This is a genomic window from Methanobacterium formicicum DSM 3637 (genome assembly GCF_000302455.1).
In the GTDB taxonomy this organism is placed as follows: domain Archaea; phylum Methanobacteriota; class Methanobacteria; order Methanobacteriales; family Methanobacteriaceae; genus Methanobacterium; species Methanobacterium formicicum_A.
Genome location: NZ_AMPO01000001.1, coordinates 349,053 through 374,514 on the forward strand (window position 1 = coordinate 349,053; position 25,462 = coordinate 374,514).

Genomic DNA, 25,462 nt, shown 5'->3' on the forward strand with positions numbered 1-25,462 from the left:
CCGGGGTAAGATCAGTATTAGTGAAAGAGAAGTAAGTTAAATTAGTAATTTTGATGATTTAAATAATAACCATTTAGATAAGTCATTAAATAAACTAAACTGATAAAGTCATCAGATAAGGTTATCTGAATAAAATCATTAGATAAAATCCTGTTTTCAAATAAAAAAAGGGTGGAAAAGAATTATTCTTCCAGTCCACAGAGTTTTCTGAGCTTTTTGCCCCGTTTTTCAATTTCCAGTTCGTCTTCTATGGCCCTCATCCTGTTGAGTTGAGGATTTCCGGCCTGGTTTTCAAGGGCCCATTCTTTGGCGAATTTACCGTTCTGGATTTCTTTGAGGATTTCTTTCATTTCCCTACGGGATTCTTCAGTTATAACTCTTTCCCTTCGGGTTAATCCTCCAAATTCTGCAGTGTTACTGACATCATTCCACATTCCAGCGAATCCTTTCTTGTATATGAGGTCAACGATGAGTTTGACTTCGTGACAGGTTTCAAAGTAAGCGACTTCTGGCTGGTATCCAGCTTCCACCAGGGTCTGGAACCCTGCTTTTATGAGTTCAGTGACTCCTCCACAGAGAACTGCCTGTTCACCAAACAGATCAGTTTCAGTTTCTTCTTTGAAGGTGGTTTCGAGGACTCCAGCGCGGGTTAGGCCGCTTCCCTGGCCCATGGCCAGTGCCACCTGCTGTGCATTGCCAGTGTAATCCTGCTGGACTGCCACCAGGCCAGGAACACCGAATCCATCAACGTACTGTCCGCGAACTGTGGAACCAGGACCTTTAGGGGCGATCATGGTAACGTTAACATTGGCTGGTGGTTTTATGTACTGGTAGTGTATGTTGTATCCGTGGGAGAAACTGAGGGTGTTACCTTCTTTCAGGCCAGGTTTGATTGATTTTTCGTAAACATCAGCCTGTATTTCATCAGGAATGAGCACGTGAATAACATCAGCTACTTCTGCAGCTTCTTCAACGGTTAAAACTTTCATTCCATGATCAGCTGCGATTTTCCAGGATTTTCCTCCTTTTCGGAGTCCGACCACAACATTCAGTCCACTTTCGGCCATGTTTCGGGCTTGAGCCATTCCTTGACTTCCGTATCCAATAACTGCTATGGTTTTATCCTTAAGTACGTCTATATCCACGTCTTTTTCATAGTAAATCTTCATATGGGTCACCTCTTTTAAAATTCAAAAGAAATACCACCAGGGGCATATAAGAAATTTTTTTCTTAGGTTTTTTTTATATGTCTAATATTGATGGAGTTTGATTAATAAAGTTTGCCCTGAGTTGAATTAAGGCATATTAAACGCATTTAACTTCTAAAAACACCTTATTTATAGGGAATAACAATATTTAAGGTGTAATTTAGGGGATTGCTTTAGTATTAAAAATAAAAATAAGGGGGGGTTAAGGATCAATAATAAATTTTATATTGTTTTTGAACCCCTTGATATGGCGGTTGGTCCAGTTCTGGAGATTTCTTTGATACCAAAGCTTCTTAAAAGGTCAATGAGTGCGTCGATTTTTTCAGGTGTTCCGGTGATCTCCAGAGTGAGATTTTCTGGTCCTGCATCAACGATTCTGCCCCTGAATATCTTGGCATATTGAATGATCTCTGAACGGGATCTTTCTGATGTGGCATGGGTCTTGATAAGACACAGCTCCCGGATTACAGTTCCCTCTGCATCCAGATCCCGCACCTTAATCACTTCGATGATCTTATTCAGTTGTTTGGTGATCTGTTCCAGGATTTTATCATCCCCCTGGGAGATGATGGTCATACGGGCAAGTCCATCCTGTTCTGAGGGTCCTACAGTGATACTGTCGATGTTGAAACCTCTACGGGTGAACAGGCCAGCAACACGCTGGAGGACACCTGGCCTGTGCAGTACTATGGCACTGATTATATGGCTTCTCTGCTGGTCCATTTTAATCACCTCCAGTTTCCTGGGCAGAAGGTCGGTAGTTTATCTCACCCGGGTTTTCCCTTTCAACCTTGTATTCTCCAACGATTTCAGTGAGACCGCATCCTGGGGGTACCATAGGTAGGATCTCATTTGGATCGATCATCACATCAATTAGAGTTGGTTCTCCTGAATTCAAGGCGTTTTTCAGTGTTTCTTTCATCTCGCCGGGACGTTCCACACGGTGAGCGTTGACTCCGAAAGCTTCGGCCAGTTTAACAAAGTCAGGCATGGCATTGAGTTTGGTCTGGGAGATTCTCTCATCGTAGAACAGTTTCTGCCACTGGGCCACCATTCCCAGATAACGGTTGTCCAGGACACAGACAACCACTGGAATGTCATATTCCTTAACCGTTGCCAGGTCCTGGCAGACCATTAAGAATCCACCGTCTCCGCAAACTGCTACCACATCATTATCTGGCATTGCTACTTTGGCTCCCATGGCTGCAGGGAAACCGAATCCCATGGTTCCCAGGCCTCCTGATGATATGAACTTCCTCGGATTTCTGGAGGTGAAATAATGGGCCATCCACATCTGGTTCTGACCAACATCAGTTGTTATTATGGTATCATCTGTAACTGCTTCTGAAATCTCTTTTATAACCTGCTGTGGTTTAAGGGGCATGTCATCAAATGAAAGACGGGGCATACAACTGGCACGGAAGGTTTTTACGTAATCTGTCCAGTCATGATTGTTAGGCTGCTGTGTTTGGGATATGATCCTCAATAAGTGGGATAGGATGATCTTGGCATCACCCACAATGGGCACAGTCACATCTATATTCTTCCCAATCTCAGCTGGATCAACGTCAATGTGAATTATTTTAGCGTTAGGTGAGAATTTATTCACATCTCCTGTGGTACGGTCTGAGAATCGACAACCCACTGCAATGAGACAGTCACATTCATCTACCAGCATGTTGGATGCTACACGGCCGTGCATTCCCAGCATTCCCAGTGATAGTGGATGATCTTCAGGGAAACATCCTTTACCCATTAAACTGGTGGTTACTGGTGCTCCGATTATTTCTGATAGGTGCTGTAGCTCGGGTGATGAACCGGAAAGGATCACACCGCCTCCTGCAAGAATAACTGGTTTTTTAGATTTTAATATCAGTTCTGCGGCTTTTTTAACCTGCAGGGGATGTCCTTTTTTGGTGGGTTTATAACCTGGCAGGTCAATGGTTATGTTTTCTGGATAATCAAGTTCACCTTCCTGGACATCTTTAGGCAAATCAACCACCACTGGGCCGGGTCTACCAGTTCGAGCTATGTAAAACGATGATCTTATCATCGGGGGTATTTCTGATGATTCCATAGCCTGGAAATTGTGTTTGCTAATGGGCATGGTCATGCCTATGGTGTCTACTTCCTGAAATGCGTCGTTACCAATTAGGGAGGTACCTACCTGCCCTGCCAGGGCTACAATAGGAGCGGAGTCCATGTAAGCTGTGGCAATACCGGTCACCAGGTTGGTGGCTCCAGGACCGGAAGTGCCTATGCATACACCTACTTTACCAGAGGCCCGAGCGTAACCGTCTGCTGCGTGGGCTGCGCACTGTTCGTGCCTTACCAGTATGTGTTTGAGGTCTGAATCGTAGATTACATCGTACAGGGGGAGTAGGACTCCTCCAGGATATCCGAAGACTACGTCCACTCCCTCATCGGTTAGTGACTTTATTATGGCTTGACTGCCCTTCATATTTGACACCTAAATTGTGTTGCTTGACAAATTTCCTTACAAATTTCCTTTATTTAAAAATTTTATTTAAAAAAATCCACATTATTTTATTATATGCCGATTAGTTTTCATGTTATATGTATTTGTATGTATAATAATAATTGGAATTCATTAAAGGTTGATAAACTATTTACATGGTTAACCTACCTAATATCTGGCACGTAACGATATTTAAAAGGTAAATAAAGGGTTTTTTAGTGGAGCATTTACAGCTTCACCAAAGGCTCCTTTATAAAACCATGAATTATATGTGTGTGGAATTAAAGATTTAATTTAAGAAACTTGGAGGGTTAATATGAAGATTCTGGTGGTAGGAACTGGAGCAAGAGAACACGCCATTTGTCAGGCGTTACATAAAGAAGCTGATATTTATTCAATAATGAGCAATCAAAATCCGGGTATCGCCCGTATCTCCCAATTCAAGATTGGTAGTGAAATGGACATTGAAGGGGTGAAAAAACAGGCCCTGGATTGGAAAGTGGACATGGCCATAATCGGACCAGAAGCACCCCTGGAACACGGAATAGTGGACATGCTCCAGGAAGCGGGCATTCCCTGTGTGGGACCCACACGTCAAGCTGCCAGAATTGAAACAGACAAGGCATTCATGAGGGAGTTATTCACCAAACATAACATCTCCGGATCCATTGCCTACGGTGCCTTTGACACAGTAGAAGATGCCGGTGAGTTCATCGATGACTTTGGTGATGATGTGGTGGTGAAGCCAGTAGGTTTAACCGGGGGGAAGGGAGTTAAAATCGTAGGTGAACACCTTAAAGACTCAGAAGAAGCTAAAAATTACGTTAAAGAGATTATTGACAATAAAATTGGCGGTCATGCCAGCGTGGTCATAGAAGAACGTCTGGTGGGTGAAGAATTCACAGTACAGGCTCTGGTGGATGGAGATCATTTAATTCCAATGCCAGCAGCTCAGGATCATCCTCATGCCTACGAGGGAGATCAGGGCCCAATAACTGGGGGAATGGGTTCATATTCTGATAAAAATGGTCTTTTACCATTTCTTGAATCAAAAGAGTATGATTCTGCGGTTAAAGTCATGGAAGAAACCATTAATGCAGTTAAAAAAGAGGTAGGTCCTTACAAGGGAGTTTTGTACGGTCAATTCATGTTATGCCGTGACGGACCTAAATTAGTGGAATACAATGCTCGTTTCGGAGATCCAGAAGCCATGAACGTACTGCCACTTTTGGAAACCAGTATGGTAGAATTATGCCAGGGAGTAGTTGACGGAAACCTTAAAAAAGCTCATTTCAAGCCACAGGCAACAGTCTGCAAATATCTGGTCCCCAATGGTTATCCTGAAAGTGGAAAATCGGGCCAACCTATTCTGGTGGATGAAGAAAAGATTAAAGCCGAGGGTGGGCTGGTGTTTTACGCAGCAGTAAACCAAAAAGATGGAAATGTATTAACCACTGGTTCCAGGGCACTGGGCCTGGTCACCACGGGAGACAGTATCCATGATGCCGAAGAGCGCTGTGAAAGAGCTACCCAGCACGTGCACGGGGACCTGTACCACCGTAGTGATGTGGGAACTGATGAAATTATCCTGAAACGTATCCAGCATATGAATGAAATCCGCAAATCATAAACATCCACAAAAAAATTAGAGTGTAAATAATTCTTCATGAATGGATGGAGTAATGTTGAGGGTTAGGGGGGTTTAAATGACCAGATCCAGAAGATACCTGAATAATCTGCCCAATGCTGAAAGAATTAAGCAAATAGCACGCGAAATACTGGACAATGAGTTGAAACTGGACCAGGCCCTGCAAGACAATGCCCGGATAAAAGCTGAGATTCTAACGCTGGAATCTCAAATTTTATCATTCAATACATGGGAAGACCCTCAAAAAATAAAAAACACAAAGAGTAAGTTAGACCAGTTAGGCAATGGCCTGCAACGGAATGATAAAGAAATTGCTCATCTTAAAGAGGAGATTTCTAATTCCAAGTCATTAGTAGATGAAGAGATAAGGGAAGGCCTGTCCAAACTTTTTAAAAAGGCAAAATCAAACCGGGATGAAGCACAGCAGGATATTATCAAACATCAGCAACTGGTAGAAGAAGCCCATAATAGGCTTATGGATAATCCTGCTGAAGAATCTGAAAATCTCCGTGAAGAATGGATTCGGAATTTGGTAAAGGTCAGTATAGTTGAGGAAAAATTAAAAAACAGTGAAAAAGAGCTTGAGGCGATTAAACGGGTTTACAGGCTTGAATTCGGTTAAATATTGCATGTTCTAAGATTTGCTGTGATATTATGAGTTGCTGTGATGTTCGAAAATCATCTCTGTAGAATATCACCAAAAAATTTTATCCTGGTCATAAACTTTAAGTAAAGGTATCAGTAGATATTCCATCTTCAGAAGTAATAACAAACTCATAATAATAAAAACAAAATTATCATTACTTCGCTATCAATTTTTATTTAAAAATAAGGATTAACTTAAGGGATGAGTTATATGAAACATCTTTTATCCGCGCAAGACGCGCGAAACCATCTGGATGAAATACTGGAAAAAGCAGAAGAGTTTAAAAAAGGACAAGGACCTGAAAAACCATTAAAAGGCAAATCACTGGCTATGGTTTTTGAAAAATCTTCAACCAGAACCAGGATATCCTTCGAAGTTGGTATGTACCAGTTAGGTGGACATCCACTGTATTTATCCGCTTCAGACCTTCAGCTAGGGCGAGGAGAGATCATTCCGGACACTGCACGGGCAATGAGTCGTTATGTAGATGGAATTATGATCAGGGCACGTGAGCACGATGATGTCCTCCAGTTTGCCAAGTACGCAGATATCCCGGTGATAAATGGTTTAACCAATCTAGAACACCCCTGCCAGGCCTTTACTGATATTTTCACCATACTGGAGCGCAAAAACACTTTAGACCTTAAGATGACATTTATGGGTGATGGGAACAACGTATGTAACTCTCTATTGCTGGCAACAGCCATGGTGGGCATGGATTTCACTGTAGCCTGTCCTCCAGGTTATGAGCCTGATCAGGTTATTTTAGAAGAGGCAGAGAAGATTGCTGAAAAATCAGGTTCAGTTATTAAAATCACCAGTGATGTTGCAGAAGCAGTTAAGGATGCTGATGTAATTTACACTGATGTATGGGTTAGTATGGGTGATGAAGCCGAAGAAGCCCAGAGAATAAAAGACATGCATGATTATCAGGTTAACCAGGATATCCTGGCAATGGCTGCCGAGGATGCTATGGTCCTGCACTGTCTCCCTGCTATAAGGGGTCAGGAAATAACTGAAGAAGTTTTAAATGGTCCGCAATCAGCTGTGTGGGATCAGGCTGAGAACCGTTTACATGTGCAAAAAGCTATAATGTACCTCTTAATGAAGAGTTGAAGAAAATTTGAATTTACTCTGTGTGAATTTGTTAAGGTTACCAATTTTCATTAAAAAACACTATTCCAAAAACACTATTCCAAAAATAGTTAATGATAGCTATCATTGTGAGAAATGGAAAGATTTAAAAAAACTTTAAAAAAATAAAAGCGGAAAAAATAGGTGGAAAATGAGATTATACTTCCAGGCATCTGGAATGATAATCTATAAATTCTTCAACAGCTTTGTCCAAATCAAAATACGCCTGTCCTGTTTTTCGGTTAAGAGTGATGAAATACAGGAAGCTCAAGATCATGTAGGCCAGCACAGTAGGATCCACATTTTTTTGAGGGAATATTTCTTCCAGGAACTTAGACAGATGCAGTATGAAGATTTCAGTAATGGAATTGGAAACATTGTCTCGTTCATAAACGATTATATTCACGTATTCAAAGTTTTTATCAACTAAATCCACTAAATTTAGGATTAAGGATTTGAATTGGGTTTTAGGGTCTGTTACTTCCTCATCTAGAACCAGTAGGGAATTAACATCTTCCATTACCCTCTGTTTGTTTACAGTTAGAACCTTATTAAAAAGATTTTCTTTTGTTTCGAACTTTCTAAAAAGGGTCATCTCAGTAAAACCAGACTTTTCGGCGATTATTCTGGTTCTAGCACCAGTATAACCATTTTCTGAGAAAACTTTTAAAGCAGCGTCTAATATTTTTTGTTCAGTATTAGTAGACATTAAATACATCCCTTGAAACATTTTCTTAAATAAATTTGTTTTAATGTTTTATAATAATCTTATAATAATCAACAGCTTAATAATCATCACCTAATTCTACATTTTAAGAATCAGCTAATTATATCAAGATGTGTTCTCTATATTCAATTACTTTAATAAAGGTTTAAGAACCTTAATTTAATAAGGTTTAGAACCTTAACTTGCATCATAAGTATTCTCTCTTATTCTTATCCACTACTCACATTGATACCGGGGCTTCTATTCCCAGTAGATCAAGGCAATTTCTAATGGTTATGCGGGATTTGTCTACCATGAGAAGTCTTAAGAATTCTTTTTCAGATCCAATCACTGGAACTGATTTATAAAATTTATTGAAGGCACCAGCCACTTCAAGGGCGTACTGGGCCACAGAATGAACTCTCAGGTCTCTAGCTGAATCTTCAATAACGGTACTGAATTTAGCCAGGGTTTTTAAGAGGTCGACTTCCAGTGTATCCAGATCATGGAAGTTCAAAGTATCCATTTTTACCTCTGATGGAGTGAATCCGCCTGCTTTTTCCAGTAATTTACATGCTCGGGCATGAGCATACTGGATAGATGCACATCCTCTTTCAAAACTTAATGCTTCATCCCATTTAAATACAATGTGCTTTTCTGGGGATAATCGTGCAATATAATAGCGTATAGCTCCCACACCGATGATTTTTGCAATTTTCTTTTTCTCATCTTCACCCAGTTCCGGTCTTCGCTCATCCAGTTCTACCCTGGCCCTCTGGGTGGCTTCGTCTATCAGCTCATCCACACTGATGAACACTCCCCTCCGAGTGGACATGGATCCTTCAGGCAGGGTGATGAACTCGTAGAAAATAACATCCGGACTTTTTCCCCCTAATAAGCCCAGGGCAATTTTTAACTGGTCAATGGCCAGTTTATGATCCGAACCCAGAACATCCACCACCTGATCTGAGTTTTCAGATTTTTGCAAGTGATAGGCCAAGTCTCGGGTACTGTAAAGGGATGTTCCATCTGAACGGGTTAAAATAAGTTCTTTTTCAATTCCGTAATCAGTAAGATCCAGGTAGAGCACATCATTTTGTTTGGTGTATTCATCCAGGGTTTCCAGTATTTTCTTCATTGAACCGTCCCTGACAAACTGGCTCTCCCATACGAATGCGTCGTGGGTGATGTTCATACGGCGGGAAGTATTTTCCACCCCTTCCAGGCAATTACTAACCACTTCCTTAAACATTGATTCCAGTTCCGGGGGGTTTTCTTCCTCGTATGTTTTAAGGATAGAATCTATCTGGCTTTTAATTTCTGGATTTGCTTTTAATTTCTGGTTAACCTGGAAGTAAAGTTTCCCTATCTCCACATCTTTCTTTCCATCAGGATCCATCTGGTAGTCCAGGTTTTGAAGTCCCCAAACGATCATGGCTATCTGTCGTCCCATATCATTAACGTAGTACTGGGTTTCCACCTGGAAACCAGCTGCTCTAAGAACTCGGGCCAGTGAATCGCCTATAATTGCGTTTCTGATGTGTCCAATGTGTAATGGTCCGTTGGGATTGGCAGAAGTGTGCTCCAGGATTACTTTTTCTTGCTTGTTTTCCAGAGCACCGTAGTCTTCCTGAATTGATTCAAGAACCATCCGTGAGAACATTTCCGGGTCAAAGAAAAAGTTAACATAGGGTCCTTTGGATTCTACTTTTTTAAAAGGAGGTATAATTTCAATGTTACCTGAAATGTTTTGTGAAATCTCCACTGGAGATTTTTTAAGTGATGAAGCTAATTGAAAAGCCACGGAAGTGGCCAGATCACCCATATTGGAGTTGGGTGGTACTTCAAATTTGATTTCAGAGGGTTCTTCCCATCCGAGATCTTGAATTGTTTTTTTCACGGATTGAATAGCATATTGTTCCAGTTTTCTGTACATGAATTCACCTTGTAAGTGGGAGTTTTTTTGATAATAGTGGTTAATTTTATGATAATCAATTTTTTTATTGTAGGTGTATGATATTAGTAGATTGATTTAGTTTAGTAAATTAATTTAGTGGATTGTAAAATAAAGCAGAATCAGTGGATTATAATCCACGGATCCATAGGGTTATGTAACCAATTTTAGGGATTACCAGGGGCTGGTTACCAATACTCACTACTTTGGCCTGTACCTGTCCTGTTGAAACCAAACTCGGGTCTGGTTTGGGATTATTATCTCCCTTGGTAACGTAATATTTTTGTCCATCCGATCCGGTCTGAATGCTGATTATACGATGGATAACAGGTTCAGGGAACCAGGTGGCATTGTATATGATAATATCTCCTACATTCAGATCAGTGGGGTTAACTTCCTGGATACCAAACAGGTTGGTTTTTTCTATTACCACCACGTCTCCCCGGTAGAAGACTGGTTCCATACTTCCAGAAACCACCACATTCAGGTGCTGGGCCAGTATAATCCCCACCAGTATGATTATAACATAACTGGCTATTTCCTTTCCCATACTACTGGATTTTTCCTTAGGAGGGGATTTAGGTTTTTGTTTAACTTTATTATTCCTCTTTTTGGCCATTAAACCACCCTATTTTAGAACTGCACCTTCATCAGCAGAACTGGCCATTTTACTGTAACGTGCTAACCATCCTTTCAATGGTTTTTCAGGGTGTTTGATGTTTTGAAGCCTTTGCTTGATTTCATCTTCATCTACCATGAGTTCCAGTTTCCTCTGGGGTATGTCTATTTTTATAATGTCACCATCTTCCACCACGGCAATAGGACCATTACTCATAGCTTCTGGCGAAACATGTCCGATACATGGACCTCGAGTTCCTCCAGAGAATCTGCCATCGGTTATGAGTGCAACGGATTTGATTCCCATTCCAGATATTGCCGATGTGGGGTTTAACATTTCCCTCATACCAGGACCCCCACGGGGCCCCTCGTAACGAATCACAATTACATCCTGTTCCTGGATTTTACCCTCGAATATGGCTTTGGTGGTTTCTTCTTCACTGTTGAAGACTCGGGCTGGGCCCTGGTGGGTCAACATGTCCGGGTTGACTGCTGCCTGCTTAACCACAGAACCATTGGGGGCAAGATTTCCTTTTAAAACCGCAATACCTCCTTCCTGGTGCACTGGATTGTCCAGTGAATGAATAACTGAATCATCCAAAACCTCTGCATCGATGATATTATTGCCGATGGAGTCACCAGTACAGGTAAGAGCTTCTTGAACAATTTTATCTCCTAAAACTTTTAAAACTGCAGGAATACCTCCTGCTTTGTGCAAGTCCAGCATGGTATGTTTACCTGAAGGGCTGATTGCAGCCAGGTGTGGTATTTTCCTGCTGTAATAGTCGAAAAGGTCCAGATTAACTTTAACTCCCTTCTCTTCCAGTTCATGGGCAATGGCTGGTAAGTGTAGGGCGGTGTTACTGGATCCTCCCAGTGCCAGATCAACAACAACGGCGTTGTTAAAAGCTTCCTGGCTCATGATCATGGATGGGGTGATGTTTTTTTCCACCAGTTCCATTATTTTCTCCCCGGATTTTCTGGCCAGCTGGATTTTCTGGGCATCAACTGCATGGGTGGTGGCACAGTAAGGTAGGCTCATTCCCATGGTCTCAGTTAAACAGGCCATGCTGTTGGCAGTGAAAAGCCCGGCACAGGATCCTGCACCTGGACAGGCGCAACGTTCCAGTTCGTCCAGTTCTTCTTCACTCATTTTCCCAGCTGAAACCTGCCCTACTGCTTCGGAAACGTTTATAAAGTCCACTACTTCTCCTTTGTATTCTCCAGGGAGCATGGGGCCCCCGGTAACTACTATTGCTGGTATGTCCAGCCGGGCAGCTGCCATGAGCATGCCGGGAACGGTTTTATCACAGGTTGGTATAAGGACCAGAGCATCTAAACTGTGGGCTTGGGCCATACTTTCCACAGTGTCCGCCACAATTTCCCTGCTGGCCAGTGAATAGCGCATTCCGTCGTGATTCATGGAAATTCCATCACAAATAGCCATGGTGCTGAACTCGAAAGGCACACCTCCAGCCTGATTTATTCCCATTTTAACTGCATCTGCAATCTGTTTTAAATGGAGATGTCCTGGAACTATGTCGGTAAAACTGTTAGCTATTCCAATGAATGGTTTATCCATTTCAGAATCGGTTACTCCACAAGCCCTTAAAAGGGAACGGTGGGGGGCTCTATGGATACCCTTTTTTATGTTATCACTTCTCATCCAATCACCTGTGATTTAGTAAAATAAAATATTGCAAACTTATAATGTTATAAATATTGTCACAACAGCTTTTTAAATGCTATCTCTTTTTAGGGATTGAATTATGAAGTGTATGAAACAGCATATTATCATGTTATTTCATGATTACGGATAAATAAATTCATAAATTGGTCAAATTAATGTTATTAACTTTATTTTTACTTAATATTAAATGAATGGCCTATTATAAGTTTATCCTGGTGAAATCATTCTCCTATTGAACTAATTTTATGGTAAAGGGTAAGTCCATTTTTAATTTAAGAGGTAGCTTATAAATAACATCAAGACAGAATTTTATTCTTAAGGTTAAGTTCTAAAAAAGATAATGGTTAACATAGGTAATAGGTTAACTCAATCATATAATTAACTGAGTTTATATTAAGGTGGTAGTATGCGCATACTTTTGATTCATTCTGATCATTTGAAGTACCAGACCAAATCCAAAACACGAATTGCAGAGGAAATAGAAGACGAAAAGAAGAAAGGCCAATTTGAAAACGCACTGGTGGTTTTCACTGCCGTGGAAAAGGAAGATGAAGAAAACCCAACTGCAGTGGTTGAAAACGCTGTGCAGGAAATATTGGATGTATCCGGGAAAGTTAAACCAGAAAACATCGTAATTTATCCCTATGCCCATTTAAGCTCATCATTAGGTGCACCTGATGCAGCCAAGAAGATACTCACCAACCTTGAATCAGAACTCAAGACCAGAGATCTGGTGGTAAGCAGAGTACCCTTCGGATGGTACAAGTCATTCGAAGTCTCCTGCAAGGGACACCCTCTATCTGAACTTTCCCGTAGCATAACCTCCCAGAAAGCCGCGGAAACAAAGAAAGATGAATCTGAAGATGGTGAAGAATCAGAATTTTACATATTAACAGATGGTGAACTTCTGGACACCGAGAATTACAATTACCAGAATGAGGACCTTAAAAAACTGGTGGATTATGAACTAGGAAGGGGAGAATCAACTGGTGAAGAACCCCCACACGTGAAACTCATGCGTGAGAAAAAACTAGCCGATTACGAACCATCTGCAGATGTGGGACACCTCCGCTGGTACCCTAAAGGCAGGCTCATCCGTGACCTGTTATCGGATTATGTTTACAACCTGGTAACCGACCGCGGGGCAATGCCAGTGGAAACCCCAATCATGTACGACCTGGCCGATGATGCCATCCGGGTGCACGCAGAAAAATTCGGAGAAAGGCAGTACCGGATGACCAGCGGTAAAAAAGACCTCATGCTCAGATTCGCAGCCTGTTTCGGAGCATTCAGAATCCTGGCAGACTCATTCTTAACCTGGAAAAACCTGCCAGTGGGTATCTACGAGCTTTCAACCTACAGTTTCCGTCTGGAGAAAAAGGGAGAAGTTGTGGGATTAAAAAGACTCCGTGGATTCACCATGCCTGACCTGCACACAGTTTGTGCTGACTTGGACCAGTCACTGGAAGAGTTTGAAGGCCAGATTGAAATGTGTAAAAAGACTGGAGAAGACCTGGATGTCAATTACGAAGTTATACTTCGGGCTACAGCAGATTTCATGCAGGAAAATCAGGACTGGATCAACAAAGCAGCAGCCATGATTGGAAAACCAGTTCTGATGGAGATCCTACCGGAACGTAAACACTACTGGATATGTAAAATGGACTTTGCAGCTATTGACGCCCTGGGAAGGCCAATTGAAAATCCTACCATTCAGATTGACGTGGAAAGTGGGGAAAGATTTGGAATCAACTACATTGACTCTGAGGAGCATGAACACCACCCTCTCATCTTACACTGCAGTCCTACCGGAAGTATTGAACGGGTTATATGTAGTTTGCTTGAAAAATCAGCACTGGACATGAAAGAAAAAGTCCCAATGTTACCGGTGTGGCTGGCACCCACCCAGGTGCGAGTCATACCAATAGCAGAGCGACACATGGAGTATGCAAATAAACTGGCACAGCAAATCAAGGACGCTCATATACGTGTGGACGTGGATGACCGCCCAGAAACAGTGGGTAAAAAGATCCGTAATGCTGGTGGAGAATGGGCATCCTATGTTATTGTAATTGGGGACCGTGAAATTGAAGGAGGTTCTGAATTAACAGTTAACGTTAGAGAAACCGGTCAAAAGGTATCCATGGGCCTTCAGGAACTCATCGATGTCATAAAACTGGAAACTGAAGGAATGCCCTACAGGCCACTACCTCTTCCAATGGACATCTCAAGAAGGGTTAACTTCTAAATTTAGATCATCTAAATTTAAGTTAACTTTTAAACATTTTTTAAACACTTCAGGTTTTTTTTAAGTGTAAGCCTATAATTTACAAGAAAAATACGTTCTTCTAGGAGGATATCATCTTTTTACGGACGTGTTCTCAACAGAACGTACTTCTTTAGAAGAATATGTTTCCTTAAATAAAGAATATGTTCCTTTAAAATTACTGGTAAAGTAGTGGGAGATAAATGCAATGAAAAATGCTTTAATTGAAAAGGTTCCTTTATCCCAGATCGAAGGTAGGATAAAATCTTTTAAGGCCATAATGGACGTTTCAAACCCGGGATGGGAAATGGCAGTAATTTTCAGTAAAATCAACATTTACTACTTCACCGGCACCATGCAGGAGGGCATACTTTTAATTCCCTGTGAAGAAGATCCCATTTTATGGGTACGGCGCAGTTACCAACGAGCAATGGATGAATCATTATTCCCCTATATTAAACCAATGAAAAGTTTCCGGGATGCTCGTAAGGAAATTAAAACTCTTCCAGATACAGTTTATCTGGAAACTGAAGTGGTACCCCTGGCACTGTACCAGCGTTTTACCAAACACTTCCCTTTCAAAGAATTCAAACCAGTTGATCAACAATTAGCTGCTGTGAGGGCAGTTAAAAGTGAATACGAGCTATCTTTCATGAGGAAGTCAGGGAAAATCCATCAAAAGGTTACCGAAGACATGGTGCCTGAAATGTTGCAGGAGGGTATGAGTGAAGCAGATCTGGCTGTTGAAATCTTCAAAACTCTGGTAAATGAAGGTCATGATGGATTAACCCGTTTTGGAATGTTCGATAACGAAATGGTAGTGGGACATGTTGGTTTTGGTGATAGTTCCATTTATCCCACCTATTTTGACGGTGCCAGTGGAACTCGTGGGATAAGCCCAGCAGCACCAGTCTTAGGGAGTCGTAATCGAAAACTGGAAAAAGGTGACCTGGTATTTGTAGATGTAGGCTGTGCTGTAAATGGTTACAACACCGATAAGACCATGACCTACATGTATGGCAGCACATTACCTGAACATGCCCTGGAAGCCCACCAGAGGTGTGTGGAAATCCAGAACCAAATCGCCCGAATGTTGAAACCCGGTACAATTCCCTCCCAGATATATGGTGACATTATGGATAACCTGGATGATGATTTTCTGGAGAACTTCATGGGGTTCGGACCACGTAAGGTAAAGTTTTTAGGGCACGCAATAGGCCTGTTGATTGATGAACTCCCGGTGATTGCAGAAAGATTCGACCAACCACTCCAGGAAGGCATGGCCTTTGCAGTGGAACCTAAAAAAGGAATTAAAGATATTGGGATGGTAGGAATTGAGAATACCTTCATTGTCACAGCTAGTGGTGGGGAATGCATCACCGGGAACCATCCCGGAATGATCCCTATCTTTTGAATAAAGTTTAAATTTTTATTTTATTTTTTTTTCAGATTTTCATTTTTAATCATTGAGTACACATATTCCCCAAATTTTTTTCATGTCTTTCGTCCCTTTGAATTTAATTATATTGTATATGGAAACTTTAAATATTATAACTTATAACTTATACTTAATAACTTATAATTTATAAGAAAACAGCCCATACATACAGTCTGTATCAAAAAATTTAAAAAAAATACAATTGGATTTTAAAAAATAATTGGAGAACCATTATGGCAGAAGTAATATCTATACTCAATCAGAAGGGTGGTTGCGGTAAAACCACCACTGCGGTAAACCTTTCAGCGGCATTAGCACTTTTAGGGAAAAAAGTTCTGGTAATTGACATGGACCCTCAGGCCAATGCCACCACTGCATTTGGGGTGGAGAAAAACGAGGAAAATTCAGTTTACAGGGTTTTAACTGGTGAACAAACCGTAGGGGAGGCAATTGTTTCCACTGAAATTTCCCAATTGGACCTTCTTCCCAGTCATATCTCACTCAGCGGGGCTGAAATAGAGCTCAGTAAAGATATTGGATTCCCATTCATATTAAAAGAATCCATGGATGGTCTTCTGGATGATTATGATTATGTTCTGCTGGATGTGCCTCCTTCTCTTGGTATTCTAACCATAAATGCCCTGGTAGCTGCAGATAGTGTTATCATACCTATCCAGGCCGAATTTTATGCCCTGGAGGGAATGGCTGATCTTTTAGATGCCATGAAACTGGTTGAAAGTCGTCTAAACAGTCCTTCGCCAATAAAGGGAATATTAATCACCCTCTATGATTCTCGCACTCGACTGGGTAGGGATGTTTACCAGAATGTAAAACAGTACTTCGGTGATACTGAATACATTTTTAAAACCACTATCCCTCGGAATGTTAAACTGGCCGAAGCCCCCAGCCATGGGAAGCCCTGTATTATTTATGATGATGAATGTATAGGAACTGAAGCCTACAATGACCTTGCCAAGGAATTTTTATCACTAAATGAATCTGATGGGGAGGGCAATAAATGACTGCTAAAAAAGGGGAGAGTGCACTTGGAAGAGGCTTAGATGCCCTTATTCGGAAAGAAAAGCCTAAAAATGAGGATAAACTGAAAGAGGGTAAGAGTGAAAAAATAGCACCTGTAAAGAAGAAAACTCCTGAAAAAACAGTTGCCAGAAATTCTTCAAAGGTTAAAAGCCCTCAAAAAACCAAAAAACAACCCAGAAAGGCCAAGGAAGATCCGGATAGAGTCATCATTGATGGAGTGGTGTTGGATGTGCGTAAAAACCCTCGTATATCCCTATGGTCAGCCAGATCCGCGGCCGTTTTAAGATTTTTAAAGAATACTAAACCTGCATTCAGTATAAGTAAAGAAGCATCTGCCCTTATTGAAGAGGCAGTGCAACAGAAATATCCTGAGATCTGGGAAATGTTTGATAACGAAGATTTTTAGAATTTATAAGTTATACGGGGGTGGTTGGTTATAAGTTATAATTAATTATAAGTTAGAACTTATTAGTTATAACTTATAACTTCATTATTTTTTGATCCTAGGTGGGGTTTCTTATTTTTTTGGGGGTGAATTATAATTTACAAATTTTAAGGTGTAATTTAACTTATTGGTGCAATTTTGACACTTATAAAACAGTTTAATAAAAAATATAGTAAAAAAATCCAGTAAATTATAAAAAAATCCAGTATATTTAAAAGTATATTAAAAATTCAGTATAATGATACAATTTAAACAAGTAAAATAATCAAATTTAAACACGTAATGATTCAACTTAAAAAAATAATTCCTTAAAATGGTAGTATTTTTAAAAAGACAGTGTGGTCTGTCTGGCATGGTTCAACTGGATGAATGGCTCAGCCCTTTTGGTCACCACACCTAAATTCTTAAGCTCTTCCATTTTGTTGAATTTCACTCCTTTTCTACGGGCATCGGTGATCCTCTGGGCAGATTTTTTTCCTACTCCAGGGATACGCATCAACTGTTTAAAACTGGCTTCATTTACCTCCACCGGGAATTCTTCTGGGTGAGATTTTGCCCAGAGCAATTTAGGATCTTCATTCAGGAGAATGAAACCATCATCATCCAGAATAATCTCATTCAGTGAAAAACCATATGAATTCAGAAGAAACTGAGCTTGATAAAGGCGGGGGGTTCTTTTCTCTTCAGGTTTAGTGTGATCAGATAGTGGAGTTTCTTTAAGAGGTTCGAAAGGACTTAGATAACTTAAATTGATATTTAAATGTTTATGGAGCCATTGGGCTCGTTTCAGAACATCCTGATCAGTTTCATTATTTGCACCGACGATTATCTGTGTGCTCTGACCAGATGGGACCATTTCAGGATGACGTTTCTTCAGGCGACCGATCCATTTCATTCTCCGCAGGACATCGTTATGGTAATCTTTGGTGCTGGTGAGTTCCTGGAAACCTGATTCAGTGGCGGATTCAAGGTTCACACTCACCCTGTCTGCCAGGTTCATGGCCCTTTTAATCATATCATAAGAAGCCCCTGGAATTACCTTAAGGTGTATGTAACCCTGATATTCATACTCCAAACGCAGTTTACGTGCTACCTCCACCATATTCTCCATGGCCACATCAGCATCCCCTGGCATTCCTGAACTTAAAAAAAGCCCTTCAGCGTAGTGATTCTGATAGTAATGAAGAAAAACGGATATTAACTCTTCTGGTGAAAATTCAATCCTGTTAAAACGGTTATGGCAGTGGTTGATACAGTAGTTGCAGTCACTGGTGCAGTGGTTGCTCATAAGAACCTTAAATAGTGGAACCTGACAACCACCTTGAGTTCGGGCATGATAAATCCCTGGCAGGTTTACTGATGTGAAATTCTCCTTATTCAGACTCACATAGTTACAGAGGTCGTATTGAGAGGCTTCACCCAGAATACGCAGTTTTTCTATCTCCATCATTTATTATGTGTGGGCCAAGATTAATAAAAATTTAGAAAGAGCAGATGCGAAGTAAACGCATGGTCTTCCGAATTGAAGATTTAAGATCTTACTAGATTCAAGTTTTTACCATAGTCTTTCAAATCTGTCACCACTTTTATTATAAAAGACAGTTCTTATTAGAAATATGAGATTAGTACTGGCAGGCACAGGTAGTGCGGTGGGTAAGACCACCATTTCCACCGGGATAATGAAAGCCTTATCCCATGAACAGGAAGTTCAACCCTATAAAGCGGGCCCTGATTACATTGATACCACCTATCATACCATGGCCACTGGAAACATCAGCCGAAACCTGGATTCATTTTTCATGAGCGACGGCCAGATCCGCGAGGCATTCGAAAGGGGATTGAAGATTTCAAACTCAAAGGTAGGAGTTATAGAAGGTGTCAGGGGTCTTTATGAGGGAATAAGCCCCACTGGGGATGTGGGGAACACAGCATCAATTGCCAAAGCACTCAACGCACCAGTTGTTCTGATTTTAAACTCTCGCAGTCTTGTTAAAAGTGCTGCAGCTATTGTAATCGGCTTTAAAACCCTGGATCCCACCATCAGGATCGAAGGGGTTATCCTTAACCTGGTTAAAAATAGGAAACACTACCTTAAAACCAAGGAAGCTGTGGAAAAACTGGCTGAAACTCCTGTGATTGGCGGTATTCCTCGGGATGATGTCATTACTGTGGAACAACGTCATCTTGGCTTGGTGCCTGCAGTTGAAAGGGAGAATATTAAGAGGAACATTGAAGACTGGGGCAGGGTCATGGAGGAGAACATAGACCTGGATGCACTTACCAGTATAATGAAAGGTGCTGGGAAACTGCCTGAAGGAAGAGAACCACTTTTCCAGCAGGAAAACAACCGGAAAGTTAAAATGGGTATTGCACGGGACGAGGTGTTCACCTTTTATTATCAGGATAATCTGGAGGCACTGGAAGATAACAATGCAGAATTGGTTTACTTCAGCCCATTGCACGATGAAGAAGTGCCTGATGTGGATGGAATCTATATAGGGGGAGGGTACCCTGAGATATTTGCCCGGGAACTGGAAGCTAACCGGGCCATGCGTAGTTCCATTAATAAGTTCCACCAGGAAGCACGACCAATTTATGCAGAGTGTGGGGGGTTAATGTACCTCACTCGTTCCATAAACCAGCACCAGATGTGTGATGTGTTTGGTTACGATTCTCATATGACCAAAAAACCCCAGGCACTGAGTTATGTTATTGCCAGGGCAGCACAGGATAACATCATCATCCCTGAAGGTGAAACATTCCATGGTCATGAATTCCACTACTCTAAACTGGAACTGGAAGGCAGTAAACCGAAATTTGCATTTGACATTCTACGGGGTAGAGGGGTAACTGATTCTATGGATGGGCTGATGAGTAAGAACACCCTGGCCAGTTACGTTCATACACACGTGGCAGCATGCCCTACCTTTGCCAGTCGATTGGTTAAAACTGCAGCAGAAGATTATTGAATTCAAAGTTGATTATCAGAATATAAAGTTTAGATTGTTAAAATCTAATTTTCAAATTTAAAATTTTACAATTATTTATTCTTTTTGAATTTTTCAGAATTTTTTTTTAAGATAAATTTCGCCCCTAATTCCAAAAAAATGTTGTTTTAAAGGTTTTAATTTTTCTACTGTAGAAATATTTTTGGATAATTTATTGGACATTCTTGCAATATGGTCATTTTTTCATTAAAAATAAAGAATTTTTTCTACTGTAGACTACTGGTCCTGTTATGGGGTTTTCCTTCTAGAGTAATTTTTTCTACAGTAGAAAAAAGTGAGTTGATTTTAGGTAAAATTAGGGATGGGGCTGAGGATAGAATCAATACATTGACTAAAAAGTTTTATAAACAAAAGGAATAAAGCACTTAGACAATAATAATTTAAAAAAATTCTCAAATCTTATAAATCTTAAATCTTAAAATTTCTTAAAACCTAAATAAATTCCAAAAAAGGAAAAAAATTCTGATATTTTTTATTAAAAGTTTATTTCAATACAACTCAATACAACACTGAATAAGTTTTCAATGTATACAGGTTTATTCATAAGATAACTATGCGGGTAATATTTTAAGTCAAGATAACATTTTAGGAGAATGATTATGAAGTTTAAAAGCGTGGATATATTTTCACCCTACATTCTGGTGATAATTATAGCTTTGTACGTATCATTGGCAGCAATAGCTTACCAGGAACACCTGAGAAACTTACAATGGATTTCCAGTACCACCTGGGCCTATGTTTTTGGAGGGACCATTTTTTTCATTGCCGGAGTATTCCTCCCAAAATTCATTTACAATCACAACGAAAAACTAAAATCGCTCTTTGGAGGGCCCAACGTTGGCGAAAAAGATTCTGCTCCATGGTACAATAAACTGCGAATGCTCTTAGATGAGCGGGTAGTCCTTGCTGCAGTAATGATTGCCATATTCCTGCAGATACTAAATCTCTATCTCCTGGGGGGCATACCAATCTTAAGCGGCTACCTGAAGTTCAAGGCCACTACAGACTTATGGCGTTTTGCATACCCACTGTTTCTCCCAGCAATTACCATTCTTCTGGCTAAATATCCACGTAAATGGTACTATCTTCTCTTTATCATAGGACTGGGAGTTTTTGCTATCAATGGGTACCGAACCACCACCATGGCCATACTCATCAGTGGTTTCATAACCCTGTACTACACCAGAAGAATGAAAACCAGCCATATACTAATTTCTCTCCTTATAATTGCTTTAGTAGGGGTAGCAGCAGGTTATATTGCTGTCATGTCTATTCAATGGCAGCAATGGGCATTGAATCCATTACAGCTCGTTGCTTACCGGGCAGGATTTACAATGATGGTCTTTGACAAGATCGTCCACATGGCAGGAACCACTGGAGGCACTCTGTTTCAGCAAGCATTCTCAACAGGACATCCCAGGGTTATAGTGGGAGAAGTAGTTCTTCATTACCCTTTACCCGGTGGTGCACCAACTACCAGTATCACATCCACCATATTCGGACCAGCAGTACTGGACTTTGGATTTTATGCCATGGCCATACAGATGTTCATAATTGGAGCAGTACTAAGGATAATATACGCTACCCAGATTAAGGCCAACGGAGCATTCACCGCCCTGTATGCAATCGTGCTTACTCACACCATGATATGGGTGGAAACAGGCCCCACAGATAGTGTGGTTTACATCTTCTATTTCCTGGCCTTAATTGCAGTGGTTATTTATGCGACTCAATTGATGAGAACTCATAAAAAACCTGAGGGTAATTCATAAAGAACATGAGGGATAACCCCTAAAAAACCTGAGGTAACCCCTAACCTGGGGTAACACCTAAAAAACCTGAGGTAACTCATAAAGAACATGAGGGTATTAAAACGAGCTGGATCCTCCATGGAATATTTCTATATGGGGTCAAGCAATCCCATTTTTTAGGGAGTCAAAAAAATCTCCCTTTTTTCCATTTTAAAGGAATAATGGAAAATTTTTTACACTGGAAATGCACGTCTTTTTTAATCAGGAATATTATTTTTGTAATACAATAGGGTTATCAACACTCCTGTAACTTTGAAGGCAATAAACTGATAAATAATTAATTAACCTGTTTATCCGAATAAGAGCTTTAATTATGGAATCTGATTTCTTTAAATAGCTGCCTTTCCACTTGCCCTCTGAATCTCCTATATAAACCTTCCCCTAATAATTAAATGAAAAAATACTTAAGCCGATCTCTCAAATAGCAAATCGGTGATAATATGGTTGTAAAAATAGGAGTTATTAAAAGCGGTAACATAGGTACCTCTCCAGTTCTTGACTTAGTCTTAGATGAGAGGGCAGACCGACCTAACATAGACGTTAGAGGAGTGAGCTCTGGAGCAAAGATGAACCCAGAACAGGTTGAAGAAATCGTACCAAAAATTGCAGATTTCGACCCTGATTTCGTAATATTCATCAGCCCAAACCCTGGTGCTCCTGGACCAGCTAAAGCTCGAGAATTATTATCTGGAATGGACGTCCCAGCATTAATCATTGGTGACGCTCCTGGAATGGGTAAAAGGGAAGAAATGGATGAACAGGGATTAGGATACGTCGTTGTTCTCGGAGACCCAATGATCGGAGCTCGAAGAGAATTCCTGGACCCAACTGAAATGGCCTCATTCAACGCAGATGTAATAAAAGTACTGGCCGCCACTGGTGCATACCGTGTGGTACAGGAAACCATCGATGGAATGATCGCTGCCTGCGAAGCAGGAGAAGACATTGAATTACCAAAAGTTGTTATTGACGCTGCTAAAGCTACAGAAGCCGCTGGATTCGCCAGCCCATACGCAAAAGCAAAAGCAATGGCTGCTTACGAAATGGCTGCTAAAGTGGGTGACATTGACCTCAAAGGCTGTTTCATGGTTAAAGATATGGAACAATACGTACCTATCGTGGCTTCAGCTCACGAACTCATTGCTACAGCTGCTAAACTCGCAACTGAAGCACGTGAAATCGAAAAAGCAAACGACACTGTACTGCGTAAACCACACGGTGCTCAGGGACAGACCATGTCCAAAACCGTGTTAGTTTCCAAACCAGAATAAGTCTATTCTTTAAACAGTCCTTGGGGACTGTATTTTTTTTATTTTTTGATAAATTTTTGTTTCAGTTACATTTTTCTAATTCATTACACGTTCTCAAATTTTAATAAGATCATTACTATTTAATATTACGTCATCCATAACCAAATATGGTGTATTAAAATGATCGAAAACATCATTGAACGCTTCTCCAAAGCAGCCAGCATGCAACGATGGAATGACCACATACGTCCGGTTGAATTTACTGAACTGGATAAACAGGCTCATAAAATGGTTATTGCCTATGTTATAGCTAGATTTGAGGAAGACAGGCGGGGTCCTGGTAGTGTAAACTGGATTTCTCTCATAGAAGGGGGTATATTCGAATTCCTCCACCGGACTGTTTTAACGGATATTAAACCCCCAGTATTTCACCGTATGATGAAAGAAAAGGGTGAAGAACTTAATAAACATGTTTTTCAGAAACTGGAAAGTGATATGGAGGGTCTGGATCAGGGGTTCCAGAACCGTTTTATGAGTTACTACCAGGAAAGTCCCAGCAGCTTGGAAAGACGAATACTTCGGGCAGCGCACTATCTGGCCACTCAGTGGGAGTTCAAGATCATCTACCATACCGCACCATTCATCTATGGTATTGAAAAAACTAAAGAAAACATTGAAAACCAGATAGAAGATCATTACGATTTAATCGGGGTGCAGAAGATCCTCCTGGGTAAAAAATCCTTTGGATTCATTGACCTCTGTGGACAGCTCCGTTTCCAGAAGCGATGGGCACACATTCCCCGCATACCCGAAACATCAGTACTGGGGCACATGTTCATTGTGGCTGCAACCAGCTATCTATGCACTCTGGAAATGGGCATGAATGCATGTTCTAAAAGATTTTACAATAACTTTTATGCAGGATTATTCCATGATCTACCTGAAGTCCTGACTAAAGATATCATATCACCAGTTAAAGGTTCAGTAGAGGGCCTTAAAGAGATAATTAAGGATTATGAAGATTTTCAGATGAAAGAAGAACTTTTACCCCTCTTGCCCCGACCATGGCATGAGGATATGAAATATTTTTCAGAATCAGAGTTTGAAAATAAGATACAGGCTAATCAAGAAGTTAAACTGGGTATCAGTTTCCGGGACCTCAATAAAAAGTACAATCGCGATGAATTCTCACCTCTTGATGGGGAACTTCTCCACGCAGCGGATCGTCTTGCTGCATTTATTGAGGCTAAACTCTCCCTGGACCATGGAATAAAATCATTGGAACTGGAAGAAGCAGCAAAAAACATATACTCAGATTATGAAGGGCAGAAGATTTCAGGCATAGATTTTGGTAGAATATTCAAGTACTTTCGATAAGTGACCAAGTAATCCTAAAATGGAAAAATAGGCATAATTACCTAAGATACGAAAATAAACAGGGTAATATTTAAGCAATGGAAAAATAAGCCAATTATTTCTAAAAAAGGGAAAAATAAAATGTGAGGGATGGAACAGATTCCATAATTAATTTCTTAAATTTATTAACCATTCCATTTTTTTAGTTACTATTCCTGGAATTTCCTGGCAAAATCTTGTACCATGGTTTCCCATTCCCCACTTTTCTGGGCCTTACCCCAAATGGCCATTTTGTCAATAAATTCCATTCCCTGGGATTCTAAGTTTTCACGGATCTGCATGGTGGCGATCTGATTACCATCACCACCCATGGTTACCAGGGCAGCGCATTTTTTCCCAGAAACATTCTCCAACTCTTTTAGGTACTGGTTAATGCCTGGGGGGGTGCGGCTAGCCCAGACAGGACAGCAGACAATTAAACAATCGTATTGGCTCATGTCAGTTATGCAGGGTTTTATGGGCCATTTTTTCTCCAGATATGCGTGGACTGCTTTAATAAGATACCATCTATCTTTAACAGGTTCTATACGTGTAAAATCTGCATTTATTATATCCTGCAGTTTCTGGGCAACAGTCAGTGTGTTCCCAGAGTAAGAATAACAGGCGATCAGTGGTTTCATTTTTTTACCTCCAAATTTATTTTTCGTAAAAGATTATCATGTTTGCACTTGACAATATCATGTTAATGTTTGTTCAATAAATCT

The 25,462-nt window shown here is 40.6% G+C and carries 20 protein-coding genes; 11 read left to right on the top strand and 9 right to left on the bottom strand.

Annotated features, from left to right (window positions below):
- Positions 1-182: 182 nt before the first annotated feature.
- The 3 genes from ilvC to A994_RS01695 all read right to left on the bottom strand — a co-directional run bounded on the left by ilvC (position 183) and on the right by A994_RS01695 (position 3,669).
- Positions 183-1,169: a ketol-acid reductoisomerase gene (ilvC, locus tag A994_RS01685; RefSeq protein WP_004029524.1), complete on the bottom strand. Its 987-nt coding sequence runs from the start codon at positions 1,167-1,169 to the stop codon at positions 183-185.
- Between the two features lie 261 nt (positions 1,170-1,430).
- Positions 1,431-1,931 (bottom strand): acetolactate synthase small subunit, encoded by a 501-nt coding sequence (gene ilvN, locus A994_RS01690; protein ID WP_004029525.1) that lies wholly within the window; start codon positions 1,929-1,931, stop codon positions 1,431-1,433.
- Between the two features lies 1 nt (position 1,932).
- Entirely contained in the window at positions 1,933-3,669 is a 1,737-nt protein-coding gene (locus tag A994_RS01695; protein WP_004029526.1) for an acetolactate synthase large subunit, read from the bottom strand.
- A gap of 334 nt (positions 3,670-4,003) precedes the next feature.
- Here A994_RS01695 and purD point away from each other — a divergent pair, with 334 nt between their 5' ends.
- The 3 genes from purD to argF all read left to right on the top strand — a co-directional run bounded on the left by purD (position 4,004) and on the right by argF (position 7,097).
- Positions 4,004-5,317 (top strand): phosphoribosylamine--glycine ligase, encoded by a 1,314-nt coding sequence (gene purD, locus A994_RS01700; protein ID WP_004029527.1) that lies wholly within the window; start codon positions 4,004-4,006, stop codon positions 5,315-5,317.
- A gap of 76 nt (positions 5,318-5,393) precedes the next feature.
- A complete protein-coding gene (locus A994_RS01705) occupies positions 5,394-5,957 on the top strand; it encodes a hypothetical protein (RefSeq protein WP_004029528.1) in 564 nt (187 codons plus the stop codon).
- 234 nt (positions 5,958-6,191) lie between these two features.
- Positions 6,192-7,097 (top strand): ornithine carbamoyltransferase, encoded by a 906-nt coding sequence (gene argF / locus A994_RS01710; protein ID WP_004029529.1) that lies wholly within the window; start codon positions 6,192-6,194, stop codon positions 7,095-7,097.
- A 175-nt stretch (positions 7,098-7,272) separates the two neighbouring features.
- On the opposite strand, the gene A994_RS01715 is transcribed toward argF, so the two are convergent.
- From A994_RS01715 to ilvD, 4 genes are all read right to left on the bottom strand, one after another.
- The gene (locus tag A994_RS01715; RefSeq protein WP_004029530.1) at positions 7,273-7,824 is read right to left on the bottom strand and encodes a TetR/AcrR family transcriptional regulator; all 552 of its coding nucleotides are present in this window, start codon (positions 7,822-7,824) and stop codon (positions 7,273-7,275) included.
- Positions 7,825-8,062: 238 nt separating this feature from the next.
- A complete protein-coding gene (gene argS / locus A994_RS01720; protein WP_004029531.1) occupies positions 8,063-9,757 on the bottom strand; it encodes an arginine--tRNA ligase in 1,695 nt (564 codons plus the stop codon).
- Positions 9,758-9,905: 148 nt separating this feature from the next.
- Positions 9,906-10,394 carry a signal peptidase I gene (locus A994_RS01725; RefSeq protein ID WP_004029532.1) on the bottom strand — a complete coding sequence of 163 codons (489 nt, stop codon included), beginning with the start codon at positions 10,392-10,394 and terminating at the stop codon, positions 9,906-9,908.
- 9 nt (positions 10,395-10,403) lie between these two features.
- Positions 10,404-12,059, bottom strand: a complete 1,656-nt coding sequence (ilvD, locus tag A994_RS01730; protein WP_004029533.1) for a dihydroxy-acid dehydratase — start codon at positions 12,057-12,059, stop codon at positions 10,404-10,406.
- A 430-nt stretch (positions 12,060-12,489) separates the two neighbouring features.
- Between ilvD and A994_RS01735 the strand changes: the two genes are divergently transcribed.
- The 4 genes from A994_RS01735 (at position 12,490) to A994_RS01750 (ending at position 17,234) form a co-directional block, all read left to right on the top strand.
- Positions 12,490-14,331, top strand: coding sequence for a threonine--tRNA ligase (locus A994_RS01735; RefSeq protein ID WP_004029534.1), 1,842 nt, complete (start codon positions 12,490-12,492; stop codon positions 14,329-14,331).
- Positions 14,332-14,557: 226 nt separating this feature from the next.
- Positions 14,558-15,763: a M24 family metallopeptidase gene (locus A994_RS01740; protein WP_004029535.1), complete on the top strand. Its 1,206-nt coding sequence runs from the start codon at positions 14,558-14,560 to the stop codon at positions 15,761-15,763.
- A gap of 257 nt (positions 15,764-16,020) precedes the next feature.
- Positions 16,021-16,809 carry a ParA family protein gene (locus tag A994_RS01745; protein ID WP_004029536.1) on the top strand — a complete coding sequence of 263 codons (789 nt, stop codon included), beginning with the start codon at positions 16,021-16,023 and terminating at the stop codon, positions 16,807-16,809.
- The gene (locus A994_RS01750; RefSeq protein WP_004029537.1) at positions 16,806-17,234 is read left to right on the top strand and encodes a hypothetical protein; all 429 of its coding nucleotides are present in this window, start codon (positions 16,806-16,808) and stop codon (positions 17,232-17,234) included. Before A994_RS01745 ends, A994_RS01750 begins: the two co-directional genes overlap by 4 nt.
- A gap of 364 nt (positions 17,235-17,598) precedes the next feature.
- Here the strand turns inward: A994_RS01750 and A994_RS01755 are convergent, their stop codons facing one another.
- A complete protein-coding gene (locus A994_RS01755; protein ID WP_004029538.1) occupies positions 17,599-18,723 on the bottom strand; it encodes a radical SAM protein in 1,125 nt (374 codons plus the stop codon).
- A 166-nt stretch (positions 18,724-18,889) separates the two neighbouring features.
- On the opposite strand from A994_RS01755, the gene cfbB reads away from it, so the two are divergent.
- The 4 genes from cfbB (at position 18,890) to A994_RS01775 (ending at position 24,719) form a co-directional block, all read left to right on the top strand.
- Positions 18,890-20,242, top strand: a complete 1,353-nt coding sequence (gene cfbB / locus A994_RS01760) for a Ni-sirohydrochlorin a,c-diamide synthase (RefSeq protein WP_004029539.1) — start codon at positions 18,890-18,892, stop codon at positions 20,240-20,242.
- A gap of 638 nt (positions 20,243-20,880) precedes the next feature.
- Complete coding sequence (locus A994_RS01765; RefSeq protein ID WP_004029541.1) at positions 20,881-22,053, top strand: oligosaccharide repeat unit polymerase family protein; 1,173 nt, start codon at positions 20,881-20,883, stop codon at positions 22,051-22,053.
- 479 nt (positions 22,054-22,532) lie between these two features.
- Complete coding sequence (locus tag A994_RS01770; RefSeq protein ID WP_004029542.1) at positions 22,533-23,363, top strand: F420-dependent methylenetetrahydromethanopterin dehydrogenase; 831 nt, start codon at positions 22,533-22,535, stop codon at positions 23,361-23,363.
- A 159-nt stretch (positions 23,364-23,522) separates the two neighbouring features.
- Complete coding sequence (locus A994_RS01775) at positions 23,523-24,719, top strand: HD domain-containing protein (RefSeq protein ID WP_004029543.1); 1,197 nt, start codon at positions 23,523-23,525, stop codon at positions 24,717-24,719.
- A 188-nt stretch (positions 24,720-24,907) separates the two neighbouring features.
- Here A994_RS01775 and A994_RS01780 read toward each other — a convergent pair whose 3' ends face one another.
- Positions 24,908-25,378, bottom strand: coding sequence for a flavodoxin family protein (locus tag A994_RS01780; protein WP_004029544.1), 471 nt, complete (start codon positions 25,376-25,378; stop codon positions 24,908-24,910).
- Between the last annotated feature and the right edge of the window lie 84 nt (positions 25,379-25,462).